Source organism: Dyella choica (genome assembly GCF_003977665.1).
In the GTDB taxonomy this organism is placed as follows: Bacteria; Pseudomonadota; Gammaproteobacteria; order Xanthomonadales; family Rhodanobacteraceae; genus Dyella_B; species Dyella_B choica.
This window is the reverse complement of the sequence record NZ_RYYV01000021.1, coordinates 1-21275: the sequence shown is the minus strand read 5'-3', so window position 1 is coordinate 21275 and position 21275 is coordinate 1. Positions and strand designations below refer to the sequence as shown.

The 21275-nt window shown below is 62.8% G+C and carries 16 protein-coding genes; 9 read left to right on the top strand and 7 right to left on the bottom strand.

Features of this window, described 5'->3' with window-relative positions; genetic code table 11:
* Positions 1-1063: 1063 nt before the first annotated feature.
* The 4 genes from EKH80_RS19845 to EKH80_RS19830 all read right to left on the bottom strand — a co-directional run bounded on the left by EKH80_RS19845 (position 1064) and on the right by EKH80_RS19830 (position 7264).
* Complete coding sequence (locus EKH80_RS19845; protein ID WP_126686540.1) at positions 1064-4201, bottom strand: efflux RND transporter permease subunit; 3138 nt, start codon at positions 4199-4201, stop codon at positions 1064-1066.
* Complete coding sequence (locus tag EKH80_RS19840; RefSeq protein ID WP_126686539.1) at positions 4198-5502, bottom strand: efflux RND transporter periplasmic adaptor subunit; 1305 nt, start codon at positions 5500-5502, stop codon at positions 4198-4200. Before EKH80_RS19840 ends, EKH80_RS19845 begins: the two co-directional genes overlap by 4 nt.
* The gene (locus EKH80_RS19835) at positions 5499-6791 is read right to left on the bottom strand and encodes a TolC family protein (RefSeq protein ID WP_126686538.1); all 1293 of its coding nucleotides are present in this window, start codon (positions 6789-6791) and stop codon (positions 5499-5501) included. Before EKH80_RS19835 ends, EKH80_RS19840 begins: the two co-directional genes overlap by 4 nt.
* 74 nt (positions 6792-6865) lie before the next feature.
* Positions 6866-7264: a hypothetical protein gene (locus EKH80_RS19830; protein ID WP_126686537.1), complete on the bottom strand. Its 399-nt coding sequence runs from the start codon at positions 7262-7264 to the stop codon at positions 6866-6868.
* A 385-nt stretch (positions 7265-7649) separates the two neighbouring features.
* Between EKH80_RS19830 and EKH80_RS19825 the strand changes: the two genes are divergently transcribed.
* The 4 genes from EKH80_RS19825 (at position 7650) to hmpA (ending at position 14606) form a co-directional block, all read left to right on the top strand.
* Positions 7650-8273, top strand: a complete 624-nt coding sequence (locus EKH80_RS19825) for a cupin domain-containing protein (RefSeq protein ID WP_230473838.1) — start codon at positions 7650-7652, stop codon at positions 8271-8273.
* A gap of 196 nt (positions 8274-8469) precedes the next feature.
* The gene (locus EKH80_RS23880) at positions 8470-8646 is read left to right on the top strand and encodes a hypothetical protein (RefSeq protein ID WP_158628900.1); all 177 of its coding nucleotides are present in this window, start codon (positions 8470-8472) and stop codon (positions 8644-8646) included.
* A gap of 132 nt (positions 8647-8778) precedes the next feature.
* Positions 8779-13203 carry an autotransporter domain-containing protein gene (locus EKH80_RS19820; protein ID WP_126686536.1) on the top strand — a complete coding sequence of 1475 codons (4425 nt, stop codon included), beginning with the start codon at positions 8779-8781 and terminating at the stop codon, positions 13201-13203.
* Between the two features lie 194 nt (positions 13204-13397).
* A complete protein-coding gene (hmpA, locus tag EKH80_RS19815; RefSeq protein WP_126686535.1) occupies positions 13398-14606 on the top strand; it encodes an NO-inducible flavohemoprotein in 1209 nt (402 codons plus the stop codon).
* A gap of 10 nt (positions 14607-14616) precedes the next feature.
* Here hmpA and EKH80_RS19810 read toward each other — a convergent pair whose 3' ends face one another.
* Positions 14617-15051, bottom strand: coding sequence for an RrF2 family transcriptional regulator (locus tag EKH80_RS19810; RefSeq protein ID WP_126686534.1), 435 nt, complete (start codon positions 15049-15051; stop codon positions 14617-14619).
* 118 nt (positions 15052-15169) lie between these two features.
* Here EKH80_RS19810 and EKH80_RS24405 point away from each other — a divergent pair, with 118 nt between their 5' ends.
* From EKH80_RS24405 to EKH80_RS19790, 4 genes are all read left to right on the top strand, one after another.
* The gene (locus EKH80_RS24405) at positions 15170-16252 is read left to right on the top strand and encodes a GGDEF domain-containing protein (RefSeq protein ID WP_196240411.1); all 1083 of its coding nucleotides are present in this window, start codon (positions 15170-15172) and stop codon (positions 16250-16252) included.
* A gap of 202 nt (positions 16253-16454) precedes the next feature.
* Positions 16455-16838: a hypothetical protein gene (locus tag EKH80_RS19800; protein ID WP_126686533.1), complete on the top strand. Its 384-nt coding sequence runs from the start codon at positions 16455-16457 to the stop codon at positions 16836-16838.
* 79 nt (positions 16839-16917) lie between these two features.
* Entirely contained in the window at positions 16918-17598 is a 681-nt protein-coding gene (locus EKH80_RS19795) for a hypothetical protein (protein ID WP_126686532.1), read from the top strand.
* 411 nt (positions 17599-18009) lie between these two features.
* The gene (locus tag EKH80_RS19790; protein ID WP_158628899.1) at positions 18010-18561 is read left to right on the top strand and encodes a GNAT family N-acetyltransferase; all 552 of its coding nucleotides are present in this window, start codon (positions 18010-18012) and stop codon (positions 18559-18561) included.
* A gap of 9 nt (positions 18562-18570) precedes the next feature.
* On the opposite strand, the gene EKH80_RS19785 is transcribed toward EKH80_RS19790, so the two are convergent.
* Together EKH80_RS19785 and EKH80_RS19780 are read right to left on the bottom strand one after the other, a co-directional pair.
* Positions 18571-19248: a hypothetical protein gene (locus tag EKH80_RS19785; RefSeq protein ID WP_126686530.1), complete on the bottom strand. Its 678-nt coding sequence runs from the start codon at positions 19246-19248 to the stop codon at positions 18571-18573.
* A gap of 21 nt (positions 19249-19269) precedes the next feature.
* Positions 19270-19515 carry a hypothetical protein gene (locus EKH80_RS19780; protein ID WP_126686529.1) on the bottom strand — a complete coding sequence of 82 codons (246 nt, stop codon included), beginning with the start codon at positions 19513-19515 and terminating at the stop codon, positions 19270-19272.
* A gap of 162 nt (positions 19516-19677) precedes the next feature.
* On the opposite strand from EKH80_RS19780, the gene sctU reads away from it, so the two are divergent.
* Positions 19678-20751 (top strand): type III secretion system export apparatus subunit SctU, encoded by a 1074-nt coding sequence (gene sctU / locus EKH80_RS19775; RefSeq protein ID WP_126686528.1) that lies wholly within the window; start codon positions 19678-19680, stop codon positions 20749-20751.
* The last annotated feature ends 524 nt before the right edge of the window (positions 20752-21275 follow it).

Sequence of the window (21275 nt, the reverse complement as noted above, 5' to 3'; positions counted from 1 at the left end):
CCCATGGAACGCCTGGCATGTAGGCTGGGATGACAATCCCAGCATGCAGGTTGGAGTGCAAACCCTGACATGTCCCCACGTTTTTTTGACTTGCATCCCGCAAAAATCAACGGTACGGGCAATGCCACTTCAGAGCGAATCGTCATTCCGGCGAAGGCCGAGCAAAAACGTGAGGCATCGTCGTGATAAGCTATTTTCCTGATGTAGCGAAGGTTCTTGATTGAAAAACGTGGGGATACCTCAGGGTGTTAACCCCCACAGCGCTTTGGTCACGCACAGTTGCTGCTTGTCGTATCTGGCGGCATTGCCTGCGGCGCTTTCGGTCCCTAAAGGGACCGAGTCACTTTTCTTTGCTGGCCCAAAGAAAAGTAACCCAAAGAAACGGCCTCAAGAGCGCGCGGCACTATGCAGGTTACAAGCCTGAACCATATCGCCATGCTTTGATCGATAGCGGGCCAAGCTTCTGCAGCGCCGCTATACCGCGAGGCGTCGAGGCACTGAGGGCTTAATGCCGACGGGTTGAGTCTTGCTGAGACTTACCTGCTCTTAAGTCCTCAACGCTTCGACGCCTCGCGGTATAGCGGGGGCGTAGAACCTCGGGCGGGCATCTTTCGATCTGGCCCTAGACGTTCAGGCTTTTACTTTACCCATGCCAAGAGCCTTTGAGGCCATTTCTTTGGGTTACCTTTCTTTGGGCCAGCAAAGAAAAGTGACTCGGGCGCCTACGGCGTCCGAAAGCGCCGCAGGCAATGCAACGGCCTACGACATACAGCGCCAGTGCGACAACGAAAACGCCGCTGTTGGGGGTATACACCCTGACATATCCCCACGTTTTTTTGGCTTACGCCCGGCAAAAATCAACGCTACAGCCAGCGCCATGTCAGCGCGAATCATCATTCCGGTGAAAGCCGAACAAAACCATGAGGCATCGCCGCGATGAGCTGTATTCTTGATGTAGCGAAGATTCTTGATTGAAAAACGTGGAGATACCTCAGGGGGCAAACCCCAACATCGCGATGTGTGTACATGGCAATGCTGGGGTTTGCACCCCGGCCTACGATTGTCATCCCAGCGGACGTTGCAAGCGATGTCGAACCAACAAGCGGTACGCGGCGGGCAGGACGAGCATGGACAGCAGTGGCGCGGTGAGCATGCCGCCCACCATCGGTGCGGCGATGCGTTGCATGACCTCGGAACCGGCGCCATGGCCCAACAGAATCGGCAACAGGCCCGCAAGAATCACCGCCACGGTCATCGCCTTGGGACGCACGCGTTGCACTGCCCCTTCGCGGATTGCTTCGTCCAGTGCATCCGCGTCGGCGTGGGGATCGCGGGCCAGACGGTGTTCCCAGGCATGGCGCAGGTAGAGCAGCATCACCACGCCGAACTCGGCAGCGACGCCCGCAAGGGCGATGAAACCGATCATCGTCGCCACCGAGACGGAGTGGCCGAGCAGCCAGATCAGCCACAGTCCGCCTACCAGCGCGAGCGGCACACTGGCCATGATCAGGGCTGCCTCGCTGGCTTTGCGAAACAGCGTGAAGATCAGGGCGAACACGATCGCCAAGGCCGCCGGCACCACGTATTCCAGCCGTTGCATGGCACTGACCAGGTACTCGAACTGCCCCGACCAGGCGAGGGTGACGCCGGGTGGTAGCTGCACCTGGCGAGCGACCGCTCCCTGCAAGTCGGAGACAATGCGGCCCAGGTCGCCGCTGGCCGTGTCGATGTAGACATAAGTCGCGAGCTGGCCGTTTTCGCTTTTCAGCATGGGCGGGCCCGGACTCAGGCTGAGGTCGGCAACCTGGCTCAACACCAGCTGTGCTCCGTTGGCTGCGACGATGGGCAAATCGCGCAGACTTGCCATCGAATCACGTTGCTCGCGCGGATAGCGCAGCACGATCGGATAGCGTTCGCGTCCCTGGATCACCTCGCCGATCGGATCACCACCGACCACCGTGGCAATCAGTTCCTGCAATTGCTGCTGGCTGAGGCCGTAACGTGCTGCATCGTCGCGGCGGATGCGCACATCCAGATAGCGGCCGCTGGCAACCCGCTCGGCAATCGCCGAACCCACGCCCGGAACCTTGCGCGCGACGGCCTCGATACGGTCGGCCACGCCTTGCAGCACCACCGGATCGGCGCCCAGCACCTTGATGCCGATCGGACTCTTGATGCCGGTCGCCAGCATGTCAATGCGGTTGCGGATCGGCGGTACGAACAGATTGGTCAGGCCCGGCACCCTCACCGCCCGGTCAAGTTCCTGCTTGAGCTTGTCCATGGTCATGCCCGGCCGCCACTGCGACTTGGGCTTGAACGTGACGGTGGTTTCGAACATTTCGGTGGGCGCCGGATCGGTGGCGGTTTCGGCGCGCCCGGCCTTGCCGAACACATGCTCGACTTCGGGCACGGTTTTGATCATGCGATCCGTGAGCTGCAGCAGTTGCGAGGCCTTGCCCACCGACAGGCCCGGCAGTGCGGTCGGCATGTAGAGCAGGGTGCCTTCGTCCATCGGCGGCATGAACTCGCTGCCCAATTGGTGCAACGGAACCAGTGCACTGAGCAGAGCCAGGCCGGCCAGCGCCAAGGTCAGCTTGGGAAAGCGCAGCACTGCATCGAGCAGGGGGCGATAGAGGGCGATCAGCATCCGGTTCAGCGGGTTCTCGTGCTCGGCGCGGATGCGGCCGCGGATCAGCCAGCCCATCAATACCGGCACGAGGGTCACCGCAAGCCCGGCGGCGGCGGCCATCGCATAGGTCTTGGTGAAGGCCAGCGGCTTGAACAGCTTGCCTTCCTGGCCTTGCAGCGCGAATACCGGCACAAAGGAAAGCGCGATGATCAGCAGGCTGACGAACAGAGCAGGTCCCACTTCGGCGGCGGCTGCCGCCATCAGCGTCCAGCGTTCGGCGCCCTGCGGTTCGCGCCCGTGTGCCGCGCGCCAGTGTTCAAGATGCTTGTGGGCGTTCTCGATCATCACCACCGCGGCATCGACCATCGCGCCGATGGCGATGGCGATGCCGCCCAGCGACATCAGGTTGGCCGACACACCCTGCAATCGCATCACGATGAAGGCGGCCAGCACGCCCAGTGGCAAAGTCACCACGGCGACCAGCGCCGAGCGCAGGTGACCGAGGAACAGTGCACACACCAGGGCGACGACGATGAACTCCTCCAGCAGCTTGCCGCGCAAGTTTTCCACGGCGGCATCGATCAGTTCGGAGCGGTCGTAAGTCGGCACGATCTCGACGCCGGCCGGCAGGCTGAGCTGGAGTTCCTGCAGGCGCGACTTCACCGCGGCGATGGCTGCCTTCGCGTTCTTGCCCGAACGCAGCACGATCACGCCACCGGCCACTTCGCCCTGGCCGTCGAGCTCGGCGACGCCGCGGCGGAAGCCGGGGCCACGGCGCACCGTGGCCACATCACGCAGCAGAACCGGCACACCATTGGCGTTCGCCATGATCGGCACCTGTTCAAAATCCTGCTGGCTGCGCAGATAGCCTTCGCTGCGCACCATCAGTTCGGCTTCGCCTTGCTCCAGCACGGAACCACCGTTGGCACCGTTGGCTGTGCGCACGGCATCGATCAATTGCTGCACGGTGAGGCCGCGTGCAGCCAGGGCCTGCGGATCAGGCACGACCTGCCAGGTGCGTTCCATGCCGCCCAGGCTGGCCACTTCGGCAACGTCGGGCACGGTCTTGAGCTGATAGCGCAGGAACCAGTCCTGCAGCGCACGTAGCTGGCCCAGGTCGTGGCGGCCGCTGCGGTCGACCAGCGCGTATTCGTAGATCCAGCCCAGGCCGGTGGCGTCCGGCCCCAACGCCGGGTTGACACCACGCGGCAGGCGGTCGCGCACCTGGCTCAGGTACTCCAGCACGCGCGAACGCGCCCAGTACAAGTCGGTGCTGTCGTCGAACAGGACGTAGACGTAGGAATCGCCAAAGAAGGAATAACCACGTACCACTTTGGCGCCGGGCACCGAGAGCATGGTGGTGGCGAGCGGATAGGTCACCTGGTCTTCGACGACCTGGGCCGCTTGCCCCGGCCAGGGCGTGCGGATGATCACCTGGGTGTCGGAAAGATCGGGCAACGCATCGATCGGTGTATGCAGGGTTGCGAAGACACCAGCCAGTGCCAGCACGATGGCAGCCAGCAGCACCAGCAGCCGGTGTGCAATCGCAGTTCGGATCAGGGCGGCGATCATCGTTGCGCTCCCTTTGACATCGCCGGGCTGCTGCCTGGATGGGCTGGCATGTCGTCCATCGGCATGCTCATACGATCGTTGTTGTCCGTGGACGAACCATCGGGATCGCTCAGCCGTTCCAGGGCGCCGGACAGGCTTGCTTCGGAATCGATCAGGAACTGGCCTGACAGCACGATGCGCTGGCCCGCCCTGAGTCCGGCGAGGATTTGCGTGTAGCCGCCGGCAGAGCGACCGGTACGTACCGCCACCGGATGAAAGCGGTTGCCGTCATCGGCCACGATCACGCGTGCCTGCTCGCCGGTGGCGATCAGGGCTTCATCCGGAATGATCGGTGTTGCCTCGCCCGGCGTTGGCTGGAGGCCAACCTGGACGAACATGCCAGGGCTCAGGGCGCCATCGGGATTGGCCAGCACGATGCGCGCGCGCTGAGTGCGCGTGCTGCCATCCAGATCGGGCAGCATGGCCTGCACGGTGCCGGCGAGGCGGCGGCCGGGCAGGGCGTCGGCGCTCACCGACACCGGTGTGCCGGGATGTACGGCACCTGCCAGCGCTTGCGGCAATGCCGCGTCGATCCATACCTTGGCCAGGCCGTTGAGCATCATCAAGGTTTGGCCCGCGTTGACGCGCTGGCCTTCACGCACTTCGATCCGGGTGACCACACCGCTCTGCGTAGCGTGCAAGGTCACTGCGCCGTTGCGGTCGATCGAGTGCAGATCACCGGCTTCCAGGCCCAGTACGGCGAGGCGCTCGCGCGCCGCACTGCGCAGAGCCTGCGCATCCGGTGAACGGGTCTGTCCCAGCGCCGTGTATTCGGCCACGGCGCTGCTCCAGGCCGGTGCAGTCAGCTCTGCCAAAGGCGCGCCTTTCGACACCGAGGAATAGGGCTCGCGCACCGCGAGTCGAGTGATGATGCCGTCGGCACGTGCGCTCACTATGCTGGCCTCATCGAGATCCCAGGTGATCGTGCCAGGCACCTTGATGGCTTCCTCAAGCACACGTTGCTCGACGAGAGCAGTGCGCAAGCCGAGGTTCTGCGCGGTTTCGGGGGCGATGGTCACGCCGCCTTCGCGGTCTTCCTGGCCGGCATATTTGGGAATCATCTGCATGCCCATCGACGACAGGCCCGGCTGGTCGTGATGCTCGGTGGGAATCATCGGGTCGTACCAGTAGAGCACCCGCTTGTCCGCAGGCGTGGCAGTGGAGGCTTGCGGTGACGAATGCCGCACGCCGGCGATATAGCCGGCCAGGATCAACGCCGGTGCAACGATCAGCGCGCACAGCAACAGGACAGGGTGCTTCATGGTTTGCTCCCGTCGGGCAGCAGATAGGCAAGGGTGGCCCAGGCGCGGCCGTAGTCGGCCAGCATGCGGGCGTAATCGAGGTGGTGGTTCAGCTCGTCGCGGCGTGCTTCCAATAGCCGCTGTAAATCACCACCGCGACGATAGGCTGCAAGCGCGAGCTTGGCGCGGTCGTCCGCCAGCGGCAGCAATTGCTGCAGATGGCGCTGTACTTGCCGGCCGGTGGCCTCCCATTGCGCCCAGGCCGAGCGCACCGCTTCGGTTTGTTGACGGCGAGCATCGTCGTGCTCGGCGCGCACCGCATCCAGATCCGCTGCGCGTGCGGAGATGCCTCGATCCTGCCGATTGGTGGTGAACAGCGGCAGGCTCACGCCAACCTGCAAGGTAAGCATGTCGGAGAGACCGCGCGTGCGTGAGCCATAGCTGGCGCTCACGTTCCACTCCGGATGCTTGGCAGCCTGCGCCTCGGCCAGCGCGGCTTCGGCGGCGCGTTCGCGCGCCGGCCAATCCAGCAGTTCGCCCTGCTCGTCGAGATGGGCGAGCAGGGTCTGTTCGTCCTTGCGTGGCTGCGAAAAATCGGGCGGCGCCGCGAGCGGCTGGCTCACCGGCGAGCCCAGCCAACGGGCCAGGCTCGCTCTGGCCGCGGCCTCGCGGGCACGCGCATCGTCGAGGCGGTTTTCCAGATCCAGGGCCTGCGTGCGCACCGCCAGCACGTCGGCTGCCGTGCCTGTGCCGCCGCGTAAATGAGCTTCGGCCGCGGCGAGGTCGATGGTCCATTCGTCGCGCAGCATGCCGAGCATGTGCTGTTCTTCGATGGCGGCCCAGGCGGCGATCCATGCTTGCGCCGTCTGCTGGCGGATCGCGAGGTCGGTCATCTGCACCGATGCCGCTGCGACGTCCGCATCGGCATTGGCCCGAGTGCGCTGTGCCTGGCGCAAACTGCGTGAAGGCAGCACCTGGCTGAAACCGACGCTGCGCATGGTCATGGTGTCGCCGCCAGCGGTGAAGGCGCCGGGGCCCTGCACGGCAAGATTGTCGATGCCGACGCTGAGTTGCGGATCCGGCAGCGCACCGGCGCGGCCGGCTTCTTCGCGCGCCGAGGTCCATCGCTCGCTGCGGGCCTGCAGCAGGGGGGCTTGGGCGACTGCCAGACCGGTCGCGGCATCGAGTGTCAGATCCGCGACTTTCGGTTCGGCGGCAAGCGCCGGTAGCGGGTGAAACAGGGCCAGGGCCGTGAGCAGGCCCAGCCAACACGCAGGCAATGCGCGCAATGCAAAATTAGGGGAAACCATGATGAGCTCCGAACGTAAAACTTAGGGCCGGCCGTGCGCAGCAGCGCGGCCACCGAGGGTTCGGCGTTCGAGGGCTAGATCAGCAGGGTACAGAAACGCAGCATGGGCGGTGGTTCCAGCCGGTGCTGCAAAGGATCGTCCAAGCATGCCTGTTTGGGCGCGATGGCCATCGCGCCCGATGAGGGCAGGGACAGCGCTGAAAGAATCAGCGGCGGCACCGTCGGTGCATGGTCAGCGGACTGCGCGGCTTGGCTGGGCGCACAGTGTTCGGTGCAGCGCGGATCCGCATGGGCGTGTGCGTAGCCATGCTGATTCGCCGCCATCTCCGCGCAAGTACCGGTCAGCGCAGCCGAGCGCTGCGTTTCCAGATTGCAAACGTATCCTGCCATCGCCACCTGCTGGAACAGCAGGCAAAACAGCGCCATCCCGATCCACAGGACACGACGATGACGGCGGCGGAGACGCATGCGCATGGCGTTGATCATTTTGATCCAGGACGTAAGCAAGTCAAGCGAGGCGACGCAGACACCTTCGGATGGCTTGCTTTCTCCTCCTTCGCTGGTACGTGATCGAAGGTTACCTGCCAGGTGCGAAAGGGCTTATGGCCCGGCATCCTGTTCGTCGTGATCACGGCATGTCATACGGAGCTTGGTGTAGGTGTTGTCTGGGCATCGGAGTAAGCGGAATGCTCAATTGGAATTAAGACAAATCCCAGCGATCACGCAGGCACGGCCCACTACGCTTGCACGGTAGCCTCGAGCCGTAGCTGTGCATCACTCGCAGGGCGTTCTCTACGATGCATCCGAGCGAGGCCAACCCTAGTTCACTTCGTTCGAGGAAATCATGCGCCGTATCCATTTGGTCTATATCGCCGCTGCCCTGGCTCTCTCTGCGGTGGTTGTCAGTGCTCAACAAGCCGCTCCCGCTGCGCGGGGACACACATTCGCGATGCACAACGCGGCAACCCAGGACGTGCCCGGCACCATCGCCATGCTTTTCGTAGGGGCGCTTGCTCACGCTCAACCAGCCGCTCCCGCTGTGCAGGGACAGGCATCGGCGACGCACATGGCGGCGATCGAGGATGCGCCCGGCAAGGGGCTGATCGCGGGAATCAGCGATCACATGGTCACCTTGCCCGAGTTCTATCAACTTGACAGCGTGCCCAGCGAGAAAATGTCCCCGCTCCTTGAGCGGCAATACCTGTATGGAAAGGAATCCACGTTCGTCAAATGGACCGCCAAGAAAGGCGCCGTCGTACCGCTTCATCACCATGCCAACGAACAGGTGACCTGGATCGTCAGCGGCAAGGCGACGGTGTACTCGCAAGGTAAGGCCTATACGATGAGTGCCGGCGATATCATGATCTTTCCGCCCAACGTGCCGCACGAGTTCGCGTTCAGCGAGGACACGGTCGACATCGATTTCTTCGCCCCCGGCCGACAAGACTGGATGGACGGCACGGCGAGCTATTACGCGAAGTAAATCAGGGCGGCCCCGATCGTGGACAGCGCATAGGCTGGGCTGATAATCCCGGCCTTGCACGCGCCCCGGTGTTGGGATTGCCATGCCAGCCTATGCCCTGACGTAGGGCAGCCCAAGAGGATGGCAGGGTAGGGTTTTTTGTCTTCATTTCGTCATTCAACCGGGGAGTGCGAATTTCGTTACTCGGTGGAGACAAATGAAAGAAAAGAACTACAGGCCGCGCTGCTGCGCTTCGGCCTTTGTGGTGGTGCAGCATGTCGGCGTTCACGGGGGCACGCCGCACGAATTTCCTTTCGACACCCGTTCCGATTCGTTCGATATCGACGTCGATGGCGGCAGTACGCGCGCATCACTTCGTCGTGTCAGCGGGTGATCTTGCAAACATCCTAAGGTTCTGCGCGGCCCGCCGGGGAGGGCAGGTCATGGCGCGTGTCTTATGCGCCACAAGGTGGTCCGCGTACGCATCAACAAGTCCATCAAGCGGTAAACCCAACAGGGGGGAATCATGAAAGCACGTAGTACCCGGCGTTCGGCCGGCCATTCGAATACGCCCAGGCTGCTGACGGCGATGATCGCCGTCGCGCTTGCCGCATCCTGGTCCGCGCACGCGCAGACATTCGTGCCCGCGGGGCCGGGAGTGGAGTCCGGGCCGTCCTTTCTCATGAATGGCGGCGACAATCCGCAGCCGGGCCAGCCCACCAACACGGTGCCGTACTACGCCACGCAGTCGGGTGCGATCCAGTCGATCGCCGTGAATCCGTTCAATGCACAGCTGATGCTGGTCAGCTCGCCCAGCGGCGGCATCTTCCGCAGCGCGGACGGCGGCAAGAGCTGGGCCGCGATGACCGACAGTCTGGGTTCGCTGGCCGTCTCCAATATCAGTTTCGATACCACCGATGCCAGCGGCAACACGCTCGTGGCCAGCATAGGCAGCACGACCAACGGCGCCACCGGCACGCACTTCGATCGTGGCGGCCTGACCAACCAGGGCCTGCTGTACTCCAGTGACGGCGGCAAGAGCTGGAACGCTATCGGCCAGGGTTCGCTGCCTGACGTGAGCATGCTCAATGTGGTCGCTCGCGGCCAGGTGATCATGGCGGCCGGCTTCGAGGAGGAAGGCGAAAAGCCCAACGGGCCGAACACCGGCCTGTACCGCAGCGCGGATGGCGGCAAGACTTTCACCCGCGTGGACCAGATCGCCGGCTCGGGACTGCCGCCGGGCCCCACCTCGGCGCTGGTGGGCGATCCCACCGATCCGAACCGCTTTTATGTAGGCGTCTCCGGCACCAGCAATACCGCGGTGTATACCAGCGGCGACGGTGGCAAAACATGGAGCCCGATTTTCAGCGCGGCCAACGCCAACGGCTCCATCAACGCCAATACGCCCACCATGCTGCGTGTGGCAGCCGGCCCGAACGGCTCGGTAGTGGTCGGTGTGGTCAACATGGCGCTGGGCCAGCTCAACAACGCTTTCCTGTCGTCGAATGGCGGCAAGAGCTGGGTGGATCTGAGCCCTTCGCTGGCCGCTGGCACAGTGTCCAACGAAAGTGGGGGTGTTTCGCGCGCTGGCGCCTACCAGCTCAAGCGCTACGGTGAAGTGCTTCCCGGCGTGGCGATCAACCAGGGCGGCCAGGCGATGACCAACTCGCTGGTGGCGATCGATCCCCAGCATCCGAATGTGGTCTACGTCGCCGGCGATGGCCGCTATGACAACGTCACCGGCAGTACTTTTGAAGGCGTTTCGGCCATTCGTGTTGTGGTGAACGCCGACGGCACGATCACTTACGCGCCGCTCACCGACAACTACACCAGCGACCATTCCACCGTGCATCCGGATGCGCGCGCGTTCGCCTTCGACGGCCACGGCAACCTGTTGATGAGCACGGACGGCGGCCTTTACTCGCGCACCAATCCTTCCAGTGACAACGGCGTCTGGCGCGGACTGAACAACGGCCGCCAGGCACTGGAGATCTACAGCCTTGCGCTGGATCCCAACACCGGGCAGATCGCGCTGGCTGCGCAGGACAATGGTGCCGCGCGGCAGTTGCCCGGCCATTCTTCGATCTACCAGCAGATCGGCGGCGGTGACGGTTCGCTGGCGGTGATCAACGGCCAGAGCACGCCCGGCTATAGCTACACCTATGTGGCCAGCCAATACCTCGGCGGCCTGACCCGCTACGAGACCGACGCCAAGGGTAACTACGTCAACACCGTGCCCTGGACCGACGCCAAGGGCAACGTGATCGCCAGCTTGCCCAACTTGCCGGTGAGTACGGACTTGTACTTCGCGCCGGACAGCACTGGCCAGTTCGCCACCGTGGCGAACCAGTACGTGGGCACCAACGTCGTCGAGCTGGACAAGAACACGATCAACTTCGTCAATCCGTTCGTGCTCAACCACATCGACCACAGCCTGATGGCTACGGGTGTAACGCCGGGCGTGATGGTGTCGCAGGACAACTTCAATGTGGCGCCGACGCCCTACGTTGCCGGCGACACCGCCTGCTCGCAGGGCTGCTATCAGATCTTGCCCTCGTACTTCGCGGGCAATAGCGGTTTCGTTTCGGCCCTGGACTTCGGTACCAACGACAACACCTACGCCTTGCTGGCAGGTACTTACCTGTACCAGGATCCGGTAAGCGGCAATTACGCACGCTTGTTCGCCAGCACCGGAACCTCGTTGAGCAGCATCAATCTGCAGCCGGTGTTTGCTTATCCGGTGGCGATGCACGCCCCCAACGCGGTGTTGTTCGATCCGCGCAGTCAGAGCCGATTCTTCGCTGCGGCGCCGGGCAAGGATGGCAATGGCTTTCTGTGGGGCACGGTCGATGGCGGCACCACCGGCAAGGATCTCACCGCGAACCTGCCGGCGAACTTCATTCGTCCGGATGCACTGGCCTTCATCAACAGCAACGGCGTCAATGCGCTGCTGGTCGGCGGCATGAATTCGGCGGCCAATGCCGGCAATCCGCTGGTTTCGGCCGACAGCGATGCGAATGGCAATCTCAGCAACTGGCGCAGGCTGGGCAATGGACTGCCGAATGTGCAGATCACCCAGATCGACTATCAACCCGGGCTCGACGCGATGGCCATCGGCACTTACGGCCGCGGTGCCTGGATGTTGTACGACGTCACCAGCAACTACGCCAGCGCCACGGTGTTGCAGTTTGGCCTGGCCAACAACGACTCCAACCCGGATTCGTCCTTGCTTACGGGTAACCGCCCGCTGATCAAGTACGGCACAGGTACGCTCACTATTACCGGCAACGCCAGCTACACCGGCGGCACCACCATCAATGCCGGTGCTGTAGTCCTGAACGGCTCGGTGCTCAACAATGTCGCACTGAACTCCGGCGCGACGCTGACCGGCGCGGGTTCGGCCTCCGGCCAGCTCAACGTGCTGGGTGGCCTGGTGGCGCCGGGAAGTGCCAACGGCACTACGCTGACGGTGGGCAGCCTGGCCAACCAAGGCGGCACACTGCTGTTCTCGTATGGGGCCAGCGGGCAGAACACGCATCTGACGGTAACTGGCCAGGCCAACATCGGCGGTCTGAAACTGCTGTTGGCCCCGACTTCCACGCCGGCGCCGTTCTACAGCAGCTACAACTTGCTGAGCGCCGGCAGCTTGATTGGCCAATTCGCCAATGCCAGCAGCGCATCAGGCCCCACTGCCTGGGTGAACCTTGCTTCGATGCAGCCGACTCCCAACCAATCCCAGCCGGTGCCGGCCTCGGTGCAACCCGCGCTGATGGCGCGAGTGGAGTACCTGGGCAACGTGTCGCTGGAAATCCTCAACCCGCAAAACTGGACGGCAGCAACCGGCAACCGCAACCAGTATGCGGTGGGCCAGGCGCTCAACGGCCTGCAGTACACAGCGTCCGCAAGCATGCTCTCAGCACTGGGCAGCGCCGCCAGCGGCAATGTGCCGGTAAACCTGGAGGCCATCTCCGGTGAAAGCAGCGTGGCTTCGGCGCGCGCGATCAACCTGGCCGGCGACCGCTTCCAGGCTGCGGTCGGCGAGCAGATGCTCGACGCACCTGGCTGCCTGGACGGGCAGGCCGACCCGGCCGGCTGCCGCCATCTCGGCAAGGACGTGGGCGATCATCGTGTATGGGTGCAGGCCACCGATATCGGCACGCGAGTTAATGGCGAGTTCCAGAGCAACCGCTTTGACGGCAACGGCATTGCCTTGGGCGGTGAAGTCGCGTTGGGCGAACAGTCCAAGCTGGGCTTCGCGTTGGGCCACAGCAACGTCGACACTCGCACCCCGGCGCTGTCCTCCAGCGTGCACTCGGACTACAACCTGTTAGCCGCCTACGGGGCCTACCAGCGCGGATCCTGGTTCATCGGCGGTGTGCTGAGCTACGTCAACGGCTGGAGCCGTGCCGACCGTACCATGGTCCTCGGCACCGGCGGCATGCAGACAGTGAGCGGCAAGCCCAATGCCAACGCCTTGGCCCTGCAGGTCGCCTCGGGCTTCGACATCCGGCTCGCCCATGGCTGGTTCGTGCAGCCGTATGCCGAATTCGCGGCGGCGAGGTCCTGGCAGCAGTCCTACGCCGAGTCCTCCAGCAACGCACTGGCGCTTAGTTACGGCCACATAGACCAGACTCGCTACGATGGCGACCTGGGTGTGAAGCTGGGCACGACGTTCCAGACCGGCACGACCACCATCAAGCCGTACCTGGGTTTGGCCGAAGCAGGTGCCTGGGGCGATCGCCGGCCGCAAACACAGGTGGCCTTCGTCGATGCGCCTGGCGCCAGTTTCCTGGTAAGTGGCAACAGCGTGCCAAGCGCCTGGTTGAAAGCGCAGGCCGGGGTGCAGATGAATTTCGGCAAATCGGTACTGTTCGACGTCAGCTACCAGGGCTCGCTGACCGGCCACGTGCACGACGATTTCCTCAACGCCGGCCTGTCGTGGCGGTTCTGAGCGGGCTTGTCCTGAGTGGTCAAAAGCAGGGAGGGGCCGGTGCTGAGCCGGCCCTTCGCTTTAGAGCAGGGATTGCGATCCATGCGATTACGAAGGTCATCCTGGCATGAATGCCGCGGCAGGGCGTCGCAGCGCAAGAGGGTACGTCTTATAAGATGTATTGTATATGCATCTTTAAGAACGACAGGTGCTCCATGCTTACCCAGATTCAACGCGACATCGTCAAAAGCTGCGTGCCGGCGCTGAAAGCGCACGGCCTGGCTTTGACCAAGAACTTCTATGCGCGCATGTTTCAGGCCCATCCCGAACTCAAGCACCTGTTCAACATGAGCCATCAGGCCAGCGGCGAACAGCAGCAGGCACTCGCGCTGGCGGTGCTGGGCTATGCGGAAAACATCGACGATACGTCAGTGCTGGCGCCCGTGATCAAGGTGATTACCGCCAAGCATGTCAGCATGGGCATTCGCGCCGAGCACTACCCCATCGTCGGCCGCCACCTGCTCGCGGCGATCGCCGAGGTGATGGGAGAGGCTGCAAACGCCGAAGTGCTGGAAGCCTGGGGCGCCGCGTATGGTCAGCTGGCCGATGCCCTGATCGAGGCCGAGCAAGCCTTGTACACGCATGCTGCCTTGGCGGAGGGTGGCTGGTCCGGCTGGCGTCCGTTCCGGGTGACCGGCACGGTACGTGAAAGCAGCGAAATCACCTCGTTTTACCTGAAGCCGACCGATGACGCTGGGTTGCCGCCGTTTCAGCCCGGACAATTCGTGTCGGTGCGCACGGTGGACGAAACTGGCATGACGCGGATACGCCAGTACAGTCTGTCGGATGCGCCGCACCAGGATTATCTGCGCCTCACCGTCAAGCGCCAGGATGCCAGCGGCGACGTACCAGCAGGCATTGTCTCCACTGCGCTTCATCTGAACGTCAGCGCAGGCGACGTCATCGAACTTTCTTTTCCCCAAGGCCATTTCGTCGTGGACCAGGCCAAGGACACGCCGCTGGTGCTGCTGAGTGGTGGCGTAGGTATCACGCCCATGCTGGGCATTCTGAGTCATATCGCCAGGCAGCAGCCGCAGCGCTCGATCCATTTTGCCCACGCGGCGCGCAATCGCGAAGTGCACGCCATGAACGACTGGCTCAGGGCCATGGCTGCCCGGCACGCAAAACTGGACGTGGAAATCTATTATGAGCATGTCGATGCAGCCGACGTGCCAGGCCGGCACTACGACAGGCAAGGTCGCATCGATGCCGGGCAGATCGCCATGCAGGATCACCTGAGCGATGCGGACTATTACATCTGCGGCCCGCGCGGATTCATGCGCGCGCAGATCGACTCGTTGAAGCAGGCGGGCATCCCCGAGGCGCGCATCCATGCCGAATTTTTCGGCGCGTCGTTGGGCTGAGCACCAAGGCTCAGCTCACGATGTTCAGCGCGATCCGCAATTTTCCGGGTCGCGCCACCAACTGCTTCAGCGTGCAGCTGTCCAGTACACCGAGAAAACTTTCGCGCGCTTCGTCCAGCACATGGCGCAGCGCACAGGCGGGCGTAATGCTGCAGGAGTTTTCGGCGCCGAAGCATTCCACGATCGCGAAATCCGGTTCCATCGCGCGGACGACCTCGCCAATGCGAATCTGCTCCGGCTTGCCGGCCAGCTTCAGTCCGCCGCTGCGTCCGCGTAGAGCGTCGACATAACCAAGTGCCGCCAGCCGCTGGGTGACCTTCATCAGGTGATTTTCGGAAATCCGGTATTGCGTGGCGATTTCATGGATGGAGGAGCGGCGATCGCCTTGCACGGCCAGGTACATCAACAGACGCAGGGCGTAGTCGGTCTGATAGGTCAATCGCATCGCAGGCTCCGGTAGTAGCCCCATGCTACACGTGCCTGGATGCGGCTGGAGCGGTGGCGGGGCGGACCGCCGGGTGGGTGGGCTTTAGGCCTTGCCCGGTCCGCCGATATCCGGGCATATGAACTCGCTTGCCCGCACTTTACCCTCCCATTTCGTCGGCGCCCTGGTCGCCGCGATGAGCCATGCGCACACGCTCGAGGCTTTGGTCCGGCCTCTGCTCGAACTGCTGCAGGCGGCCACCGGCCTGGAATCGACTTACCTGACCCGGCTGGACGAGCCGGAGGGCGTACTGCAGGTCCTGTACGCCCGTAATACTCAACGCCTGACCATTCCGGAAGGATTACGAGTGCCCTGGGAAGGCAGTCTCGGCAAGCGCGCGTTGGATGAAGGCCGCTTCCATGTGGATGACGTCGGGAGTTGTTGGGAAGAGGGCGAAATGGCCCGAACGCTCGGCGTGGTCACCTATTTGAGCACTCCCGTGCGCGGCAGGGGCGGTGAGTTTTTTGGCGGCTTGTGCGCCGCCAGCGGTGAGCGCAAGCCGCTGCCTGAGGCGGCCACCCATGTGCTGGCCCTGTTCGCCCAATTGATCGGCCAGCAGGTCGAGCGGGAGCGCTTGCTGGCCGCTTTGCATCAGGCCAATAGCGCCCTGGCGGCGATGGCCTTGACCGATGCCGTGACCCAGCTGCCCAATCGGCAAGCCGTGCTGGAGGAGATGCAGCGGCGCCTTGCCTCCCCGCAGGAAGGCAAAGCCTTGATCGTGGCGTTGATCGACCTGGATGGATTCAAACCGATCAACGAGCGATTTGGCTACGAGATCGGCGATCAGTTGCTGCAGACCGTGGCGAAACGGCTGCGACGCATGCTGCGCGATAGCGACATGGCGGCACGCATGGGTAGCGATGAATTCGTAGTGCTGGCGCTGGAGCAGCGCGCGAAGGCCAATGAAGCCGCTGTCGCGCTGTCCCGGCGGTTGGAGGGCGCCACCCAGGGGCGCTTCAAGCTGGATTCCGTGTTGCTGGACTATGCCGGAGCGAGCGTCGCCGCAGTCGTGGCCGAAGCCGATTGCTACAGCGCTCAAGCCCTGGTGAACCAGGCCGAGACGGCGATGGCTGCCATCAAGCGGGCGCGCAAGCAGAACTCTTCGTTGCCGGCACCGGCCAGCAAGACCGTTGCCCGCTACCAATGGCCCATCATCGAGTGATGCGGGGGCGCTAACGAGCATGGGGAAAACCCTAGCTAGGGAATGGCCTAGTTGGATGGATTGGGTCGGATTTTCATACTTCGCGCAGGTCTTGCAGCCAAAGCACCGCTGCATTGCCGATCTACGCCGGCGCTGGGCAGTTGGCGTAGCGAAGCAAACCCGATTGATTTGCGACCCCCCAATCCTTGAAGAGGGCAAAACCATGACCACGCATCACATCTCTTCCGCTTACGCCTCCTCGGCCGCCGCAATCTCCCATGGCGGCATCAGCCGTGCGGAAGCCAACGAGATCGTTCGCAACGCACTGAACGAATTCCAGAACCGGGCTACCGAACCGCTCGTCTCGATGCTGTGCAACGGCGGTGGTTCGGACGGCTGGCTCGTGGCGCTAGCCAAGGCGCTGGGCGACAAACTGAACGCAGCGGCCGACAAGCTCAAGCACGACGCCGCCGCCGTCAATTCGGACAACCCGGGCCAAACCACCCAGCTGAGCGCGGAAGCGCAGCAATTCAGCCAGATGATGGACGCGTTCAACAACGTCATCAAGACGCTGGGCGAAGCGCTCGACGGTATGGTGCGTAAGTAATCGTTGACCACGCGCAAACAGTAGCCGGGATACCTTCGGTGTCCCGGCTTTCTTTTATGCGCTTATGGGGCTATCCATCATGCTTACTCCTCGTCCGCATGGTCTTGCGCTCTTGCTGGCCGTTGCGCTCGTGTGGCCTTGCTTGCCGGTACAGGCCGCAGGTCTTGGCGCCGGCGACATGGAGAGCGTCTGCCTGGTGAAAACCTTCAAAACCGGTGTAGGCGGGATGCGCCTTCCGGTTTGGCGGCCTTATCTATTGTTGAAGGACGGCACCGCGTATGCGAATCCGAAGCTTGCGCCTGACGTCTTCGATGCGCAGTTGTCGCGTCAAAACGAAGTCGATAACTGGGGGACGTGGACGCAGCAGGGCAGTGACAGGGCTTTGAGCATGCCTGGCCATGCTCCGATGTCGAGCGCGCAATGTCTGCCCCCGGCGGCTGCGGGGATGCCGATACGCGGCAGCTACAAGCATGTGGGTGGCGGCGGCAACACCGTCAACGGCGGACATGCTTCTTTCATGCGCACGGACGGCTATCGCTTTTATGCCGATGGTCGCTTCGGCAACGCCAGCAACAGCGGGCTGATTTCACCAGGTGCGTCAACCATTGCTGCGGATGCCGTCCGGATGGGGCACTACCGGATTCACGATTACTCGATCGACCTGCGCTACGACGATGGCAGCGAGGCGCATCTGTTTTTCTATGCCGATGGCGACCAGCTCCTGCACATTGGCGACGAGGACTATGTGCCGGCGCAGTAGGCTGGAATGACAATCCCAGCATCGGGTTGCCGTGTGCAAAGCTGGGATTGTCATCCCAGCCTACGCTTTGCCAGACGTGCATGCAGTGCGGATTCCAAGCGTGCGGTGAGGAGGGCGTGGAATAGATCCGAGCATGCCTAGGGAAACTCCCAGCTTGGCAAATGTCCCCGGCTGGTGTGGTAATGAGTGACATGGGGCAGGGGAGCAGGCTTTTTCCGCGCTGAGATAGCGGCAGCCGTTGTCTGAACGCGCTTATCCGTCTTGGCTCATTCATCTGCCGTCCGCTACGCCGAGGGAGTACGGGCCATCATGTCGGATCCATCCCAAACCGAACCCCTTTTAGGTGTTCTTGAGTCTCCTCGATCAACCGCGGGTGGCGAATCACGCGGCCACGTTGCTACAGGCGCTTCAATGGCTAATGCCACGCGCCCCGTGTTGCCGCAGTCGCGAAGGATGCGGCTGTGCGAGGTCGGTTATGAAGACATTCCAAAGCTGAGCAGTCTGTTCGCTCAGACCAGGATGTATCCGCTGCTGCTGGACAGTCCTACGCGTTTCATCGACGTGGCTGCGATCGTGGCCTGCGTCCAACGGCTGTATGCCAGCTCGCATGGTCTCGGAGCGTGGCAGGCGGAGGCGCCGGATGGCGCATTCATCGGCCTTTTCTCATTGCTGCCGATCGAAGGGACGGCCGATGTGGAGATTCACGTGCGGCTGAAGCCGGAAGCATGGGGGCGCTGGTACGCGATCGAGGGAACGCGGCTGTTGTGCCAGCGGGCGTTCGAGGTCGTGGGCTTGCCGCGCTTGTTCGGCTATTGCCATCCGGATCATCAACGCGTGCGCCGGATCATGTCGTACTTCGGATTTCGCGACCTGGGATTGTGCGAGCATCGCCGACAAATGGCCCATTGCTATGAGCTGGATGCGGAAACGTGGCGTGAGCGCGGCGCCACCCTTGCGCATTGATGAACTCGCTCAGAGTTGATGCACGATCCAGCCCGGCGGCATCGGTACGACCGGTGCCGTGCTGCGAATGGCGGCCTGCACGACTTCCTCCGGCGTGCTGTCGGCCTGCTGCCAGCGTTGCGCAAGCCGGACGAGAATATCGCGCGTGTCCCTGGTATAGGTGCCTTCGAGTTCGGTTCCGGCATCTGCGCCAAGCTTGCTGGCGTAGAACATGCGCAATTGCGGATTGAGTTCGAACAGCGTCAGCAGTTTGCGCATCGCGTCGGTATATAGGGCCAGCTCCAGCATTTGGCGCTGGGTCTGTTGGCAATACCACACGGTGAGGTACTCAATCGGACCAAGCAGACGGCGGCGATTCATCGAACCCTGGGTGCAGCAGGGCGTATCCTCGGCAGTGCTGCGGCAGGAACTGCCCCATGCGCTCAGCTGCCCGGACGGGAGATCCATGCGCTGCGCGGCGGCAGCCAGCAGATCGGCCACGCACTGTTTCGCGGCTGCGTCTTCGCTCTCGGCAATGATCAGCAGCATCTTCAAGAAGATCGGATACGCCTCGTCGCCCAACTGGCGCACGAGGCGTTTGGCCAGCGCAAGGCGCAGCTCCATCGATGACTCTTGCTGCAGGGCGCCCACCAGGCGCCGGGTCGTTTCCAGCAGTGGCTCGGCCAACGTTTGCAGATCGGCGCTCATGCACGCAGTCTACGGCCAATCTCAGTCGAGTGGCGCCAGGATATGACTCACCAGCTGATCGAGACGCGTAGCGGAGGGAGGGTTCAGATCGGTGCGCGTGCCCAGCAAACGCTCGGCGGCGCTGGTGCCGGCCCATACATCGAGCTCCAGCAGCTGATTGCCGGTGGCTGCATGAAGCTGCGCGGAAACGCTCAGGCTGGCCGGCGCCTGGACCGCGTCCGCGCCGGCCAGCGGCGGCAGACGTGATGAGAGCTCGGAAACGTTCATGGTGCCTGGGTACGATTCTGTGTATGGGGCAAGTCTAGGTCGCTTGCTGCGCCGCGGCAGCTGGGGGATTCCCTAGGTGGTGGTGGGTCGCGGACCGGTGCACACTGCGCTCGGTTGGGCTGGAACAGCGCGCACCGCGTAATGGCATCGATCAGGTGAAGCATGGCGGGGCAGAACAAGGATAGCGGCGATCGCACCGAAAAGCCGACTGCCAAGCGGCTGCGCGACGCGCGCAAGGACGGCGACGTTCCCAAGAGCCGCGAGCTGACCAGCACGGTGCTGGTATTGGCTTGGTTGTTGCTGCTGATGATGGGCATGCCCTTGATCCGCGCGCGTTTGAACGGCTTGTTCGATACGGTCATGCAAGGAGTGCATCAGCCATTCGAGCAGGCCTTGCATGACGTCGGCCTGGCGGCATGCATCGCCTTCCTGTGGCTGACCGTGCCGCTATTGCTGAGCGCAGCGGCGCTCGGCGCAATGGTCGAATTCCTGCAGGTGGGTCCGGTCTTCGCGCCCAAAAAAATCAAGCCGGACGCCAGCCGGATGAATCCCGCCGAAGGCATCAAGCGGCTGTTCTCGCAGGAGAACCTGGTGGAAGTAATCAAGGCGCTCGTCAAGAGCAGCTTGCTGATCGGCCTGTTCATCTGGGTGTTGTTCGCCCTGATCGGCCAATTCGTGAATTTGCCCTACGTTGCGCCGCAGGCGACGGGCGAAGCGCTTTGGATCGCCGTGAAGCGCTTCGCGACCGGTGTGATCTTTGTGTTCTTTTTTGTCTCGGCGCTGGACGTGTTCTACCAGCGCTATGCCTTCATCAAGAAGATGAAGATGAGCCGGCGCGAGATCAAGCAGGAGCTGAAGGACAACGAAGGCGATCCGATGATCAAAACCCGCCGCCGTCAGCTGCACCAGGAATGGTCACAGCAAAACACCCTGGCAGCGGTACGCAAGGCCAGCGTGGTGGTCACCAATCCCACCCATCTGGCCATTGCGATCCGCTACGAACAGGGCGAGGACGATCTGCCGGTGATCGTCGCGAAGGGGGCGGACCACGAAGCGGCCCTGATCCGCCAGGCGGCGGAAGAGGCCGGCGTGCCGATCATGCGCAACGTGAACCTGGCGCGCGGTTTATACGAAAAGGTGGAAGTGGACGATTATCTGCCTGGCGATTTCTTCGAGGCGGTGGCGGAACTGCTGCGCTGGGCGGAGTCGATGCGTGAATCGCGTGACGGGAAGTAGGTTGGGGTGCAACCCCAACGGCCCCGTTTTTCGTCTTCGCACGATTGTTGTGATTCGTATTTGGCCACATTGCCTGCGGCGCTTTCGGTCGCAAGCGACCGAGTCACTTTTCTTTGCTGGCCCAAAGAAAAGTAACCCAAAGAAATGGCCTAAAAGGCTCTTGGCATGGGTAAGGTAAAAGCCTGAACGTCCATGGCCAGATCGAAAGTTGCTCGCCCATGGTTCCACGCCCCCGCTATACCGCGAGGCGTCGAAGCGCTGAGGATTTAAGATCTGGCAGATCTCAGCACAGCTCAACCTATAGGCAGGCGCGCTTTAAGCCCTCAGTGCTTCGACGCCTCGCGGTATAGCGGCGCAGTGGAAGCTTGGCCCGCCATCGATCAAAGCATGGCGATATGGTTCAGGCTTGTAACCTGGGCAGTGCCGCACGCTCTTGAGGCCATTTCTTTGGGTTGGCGGAGTCAATCTAGAAGTGCATCATCGATCTTTTGTGCCAGATCGTCTCGCCCAAGCGCTCGCATAAA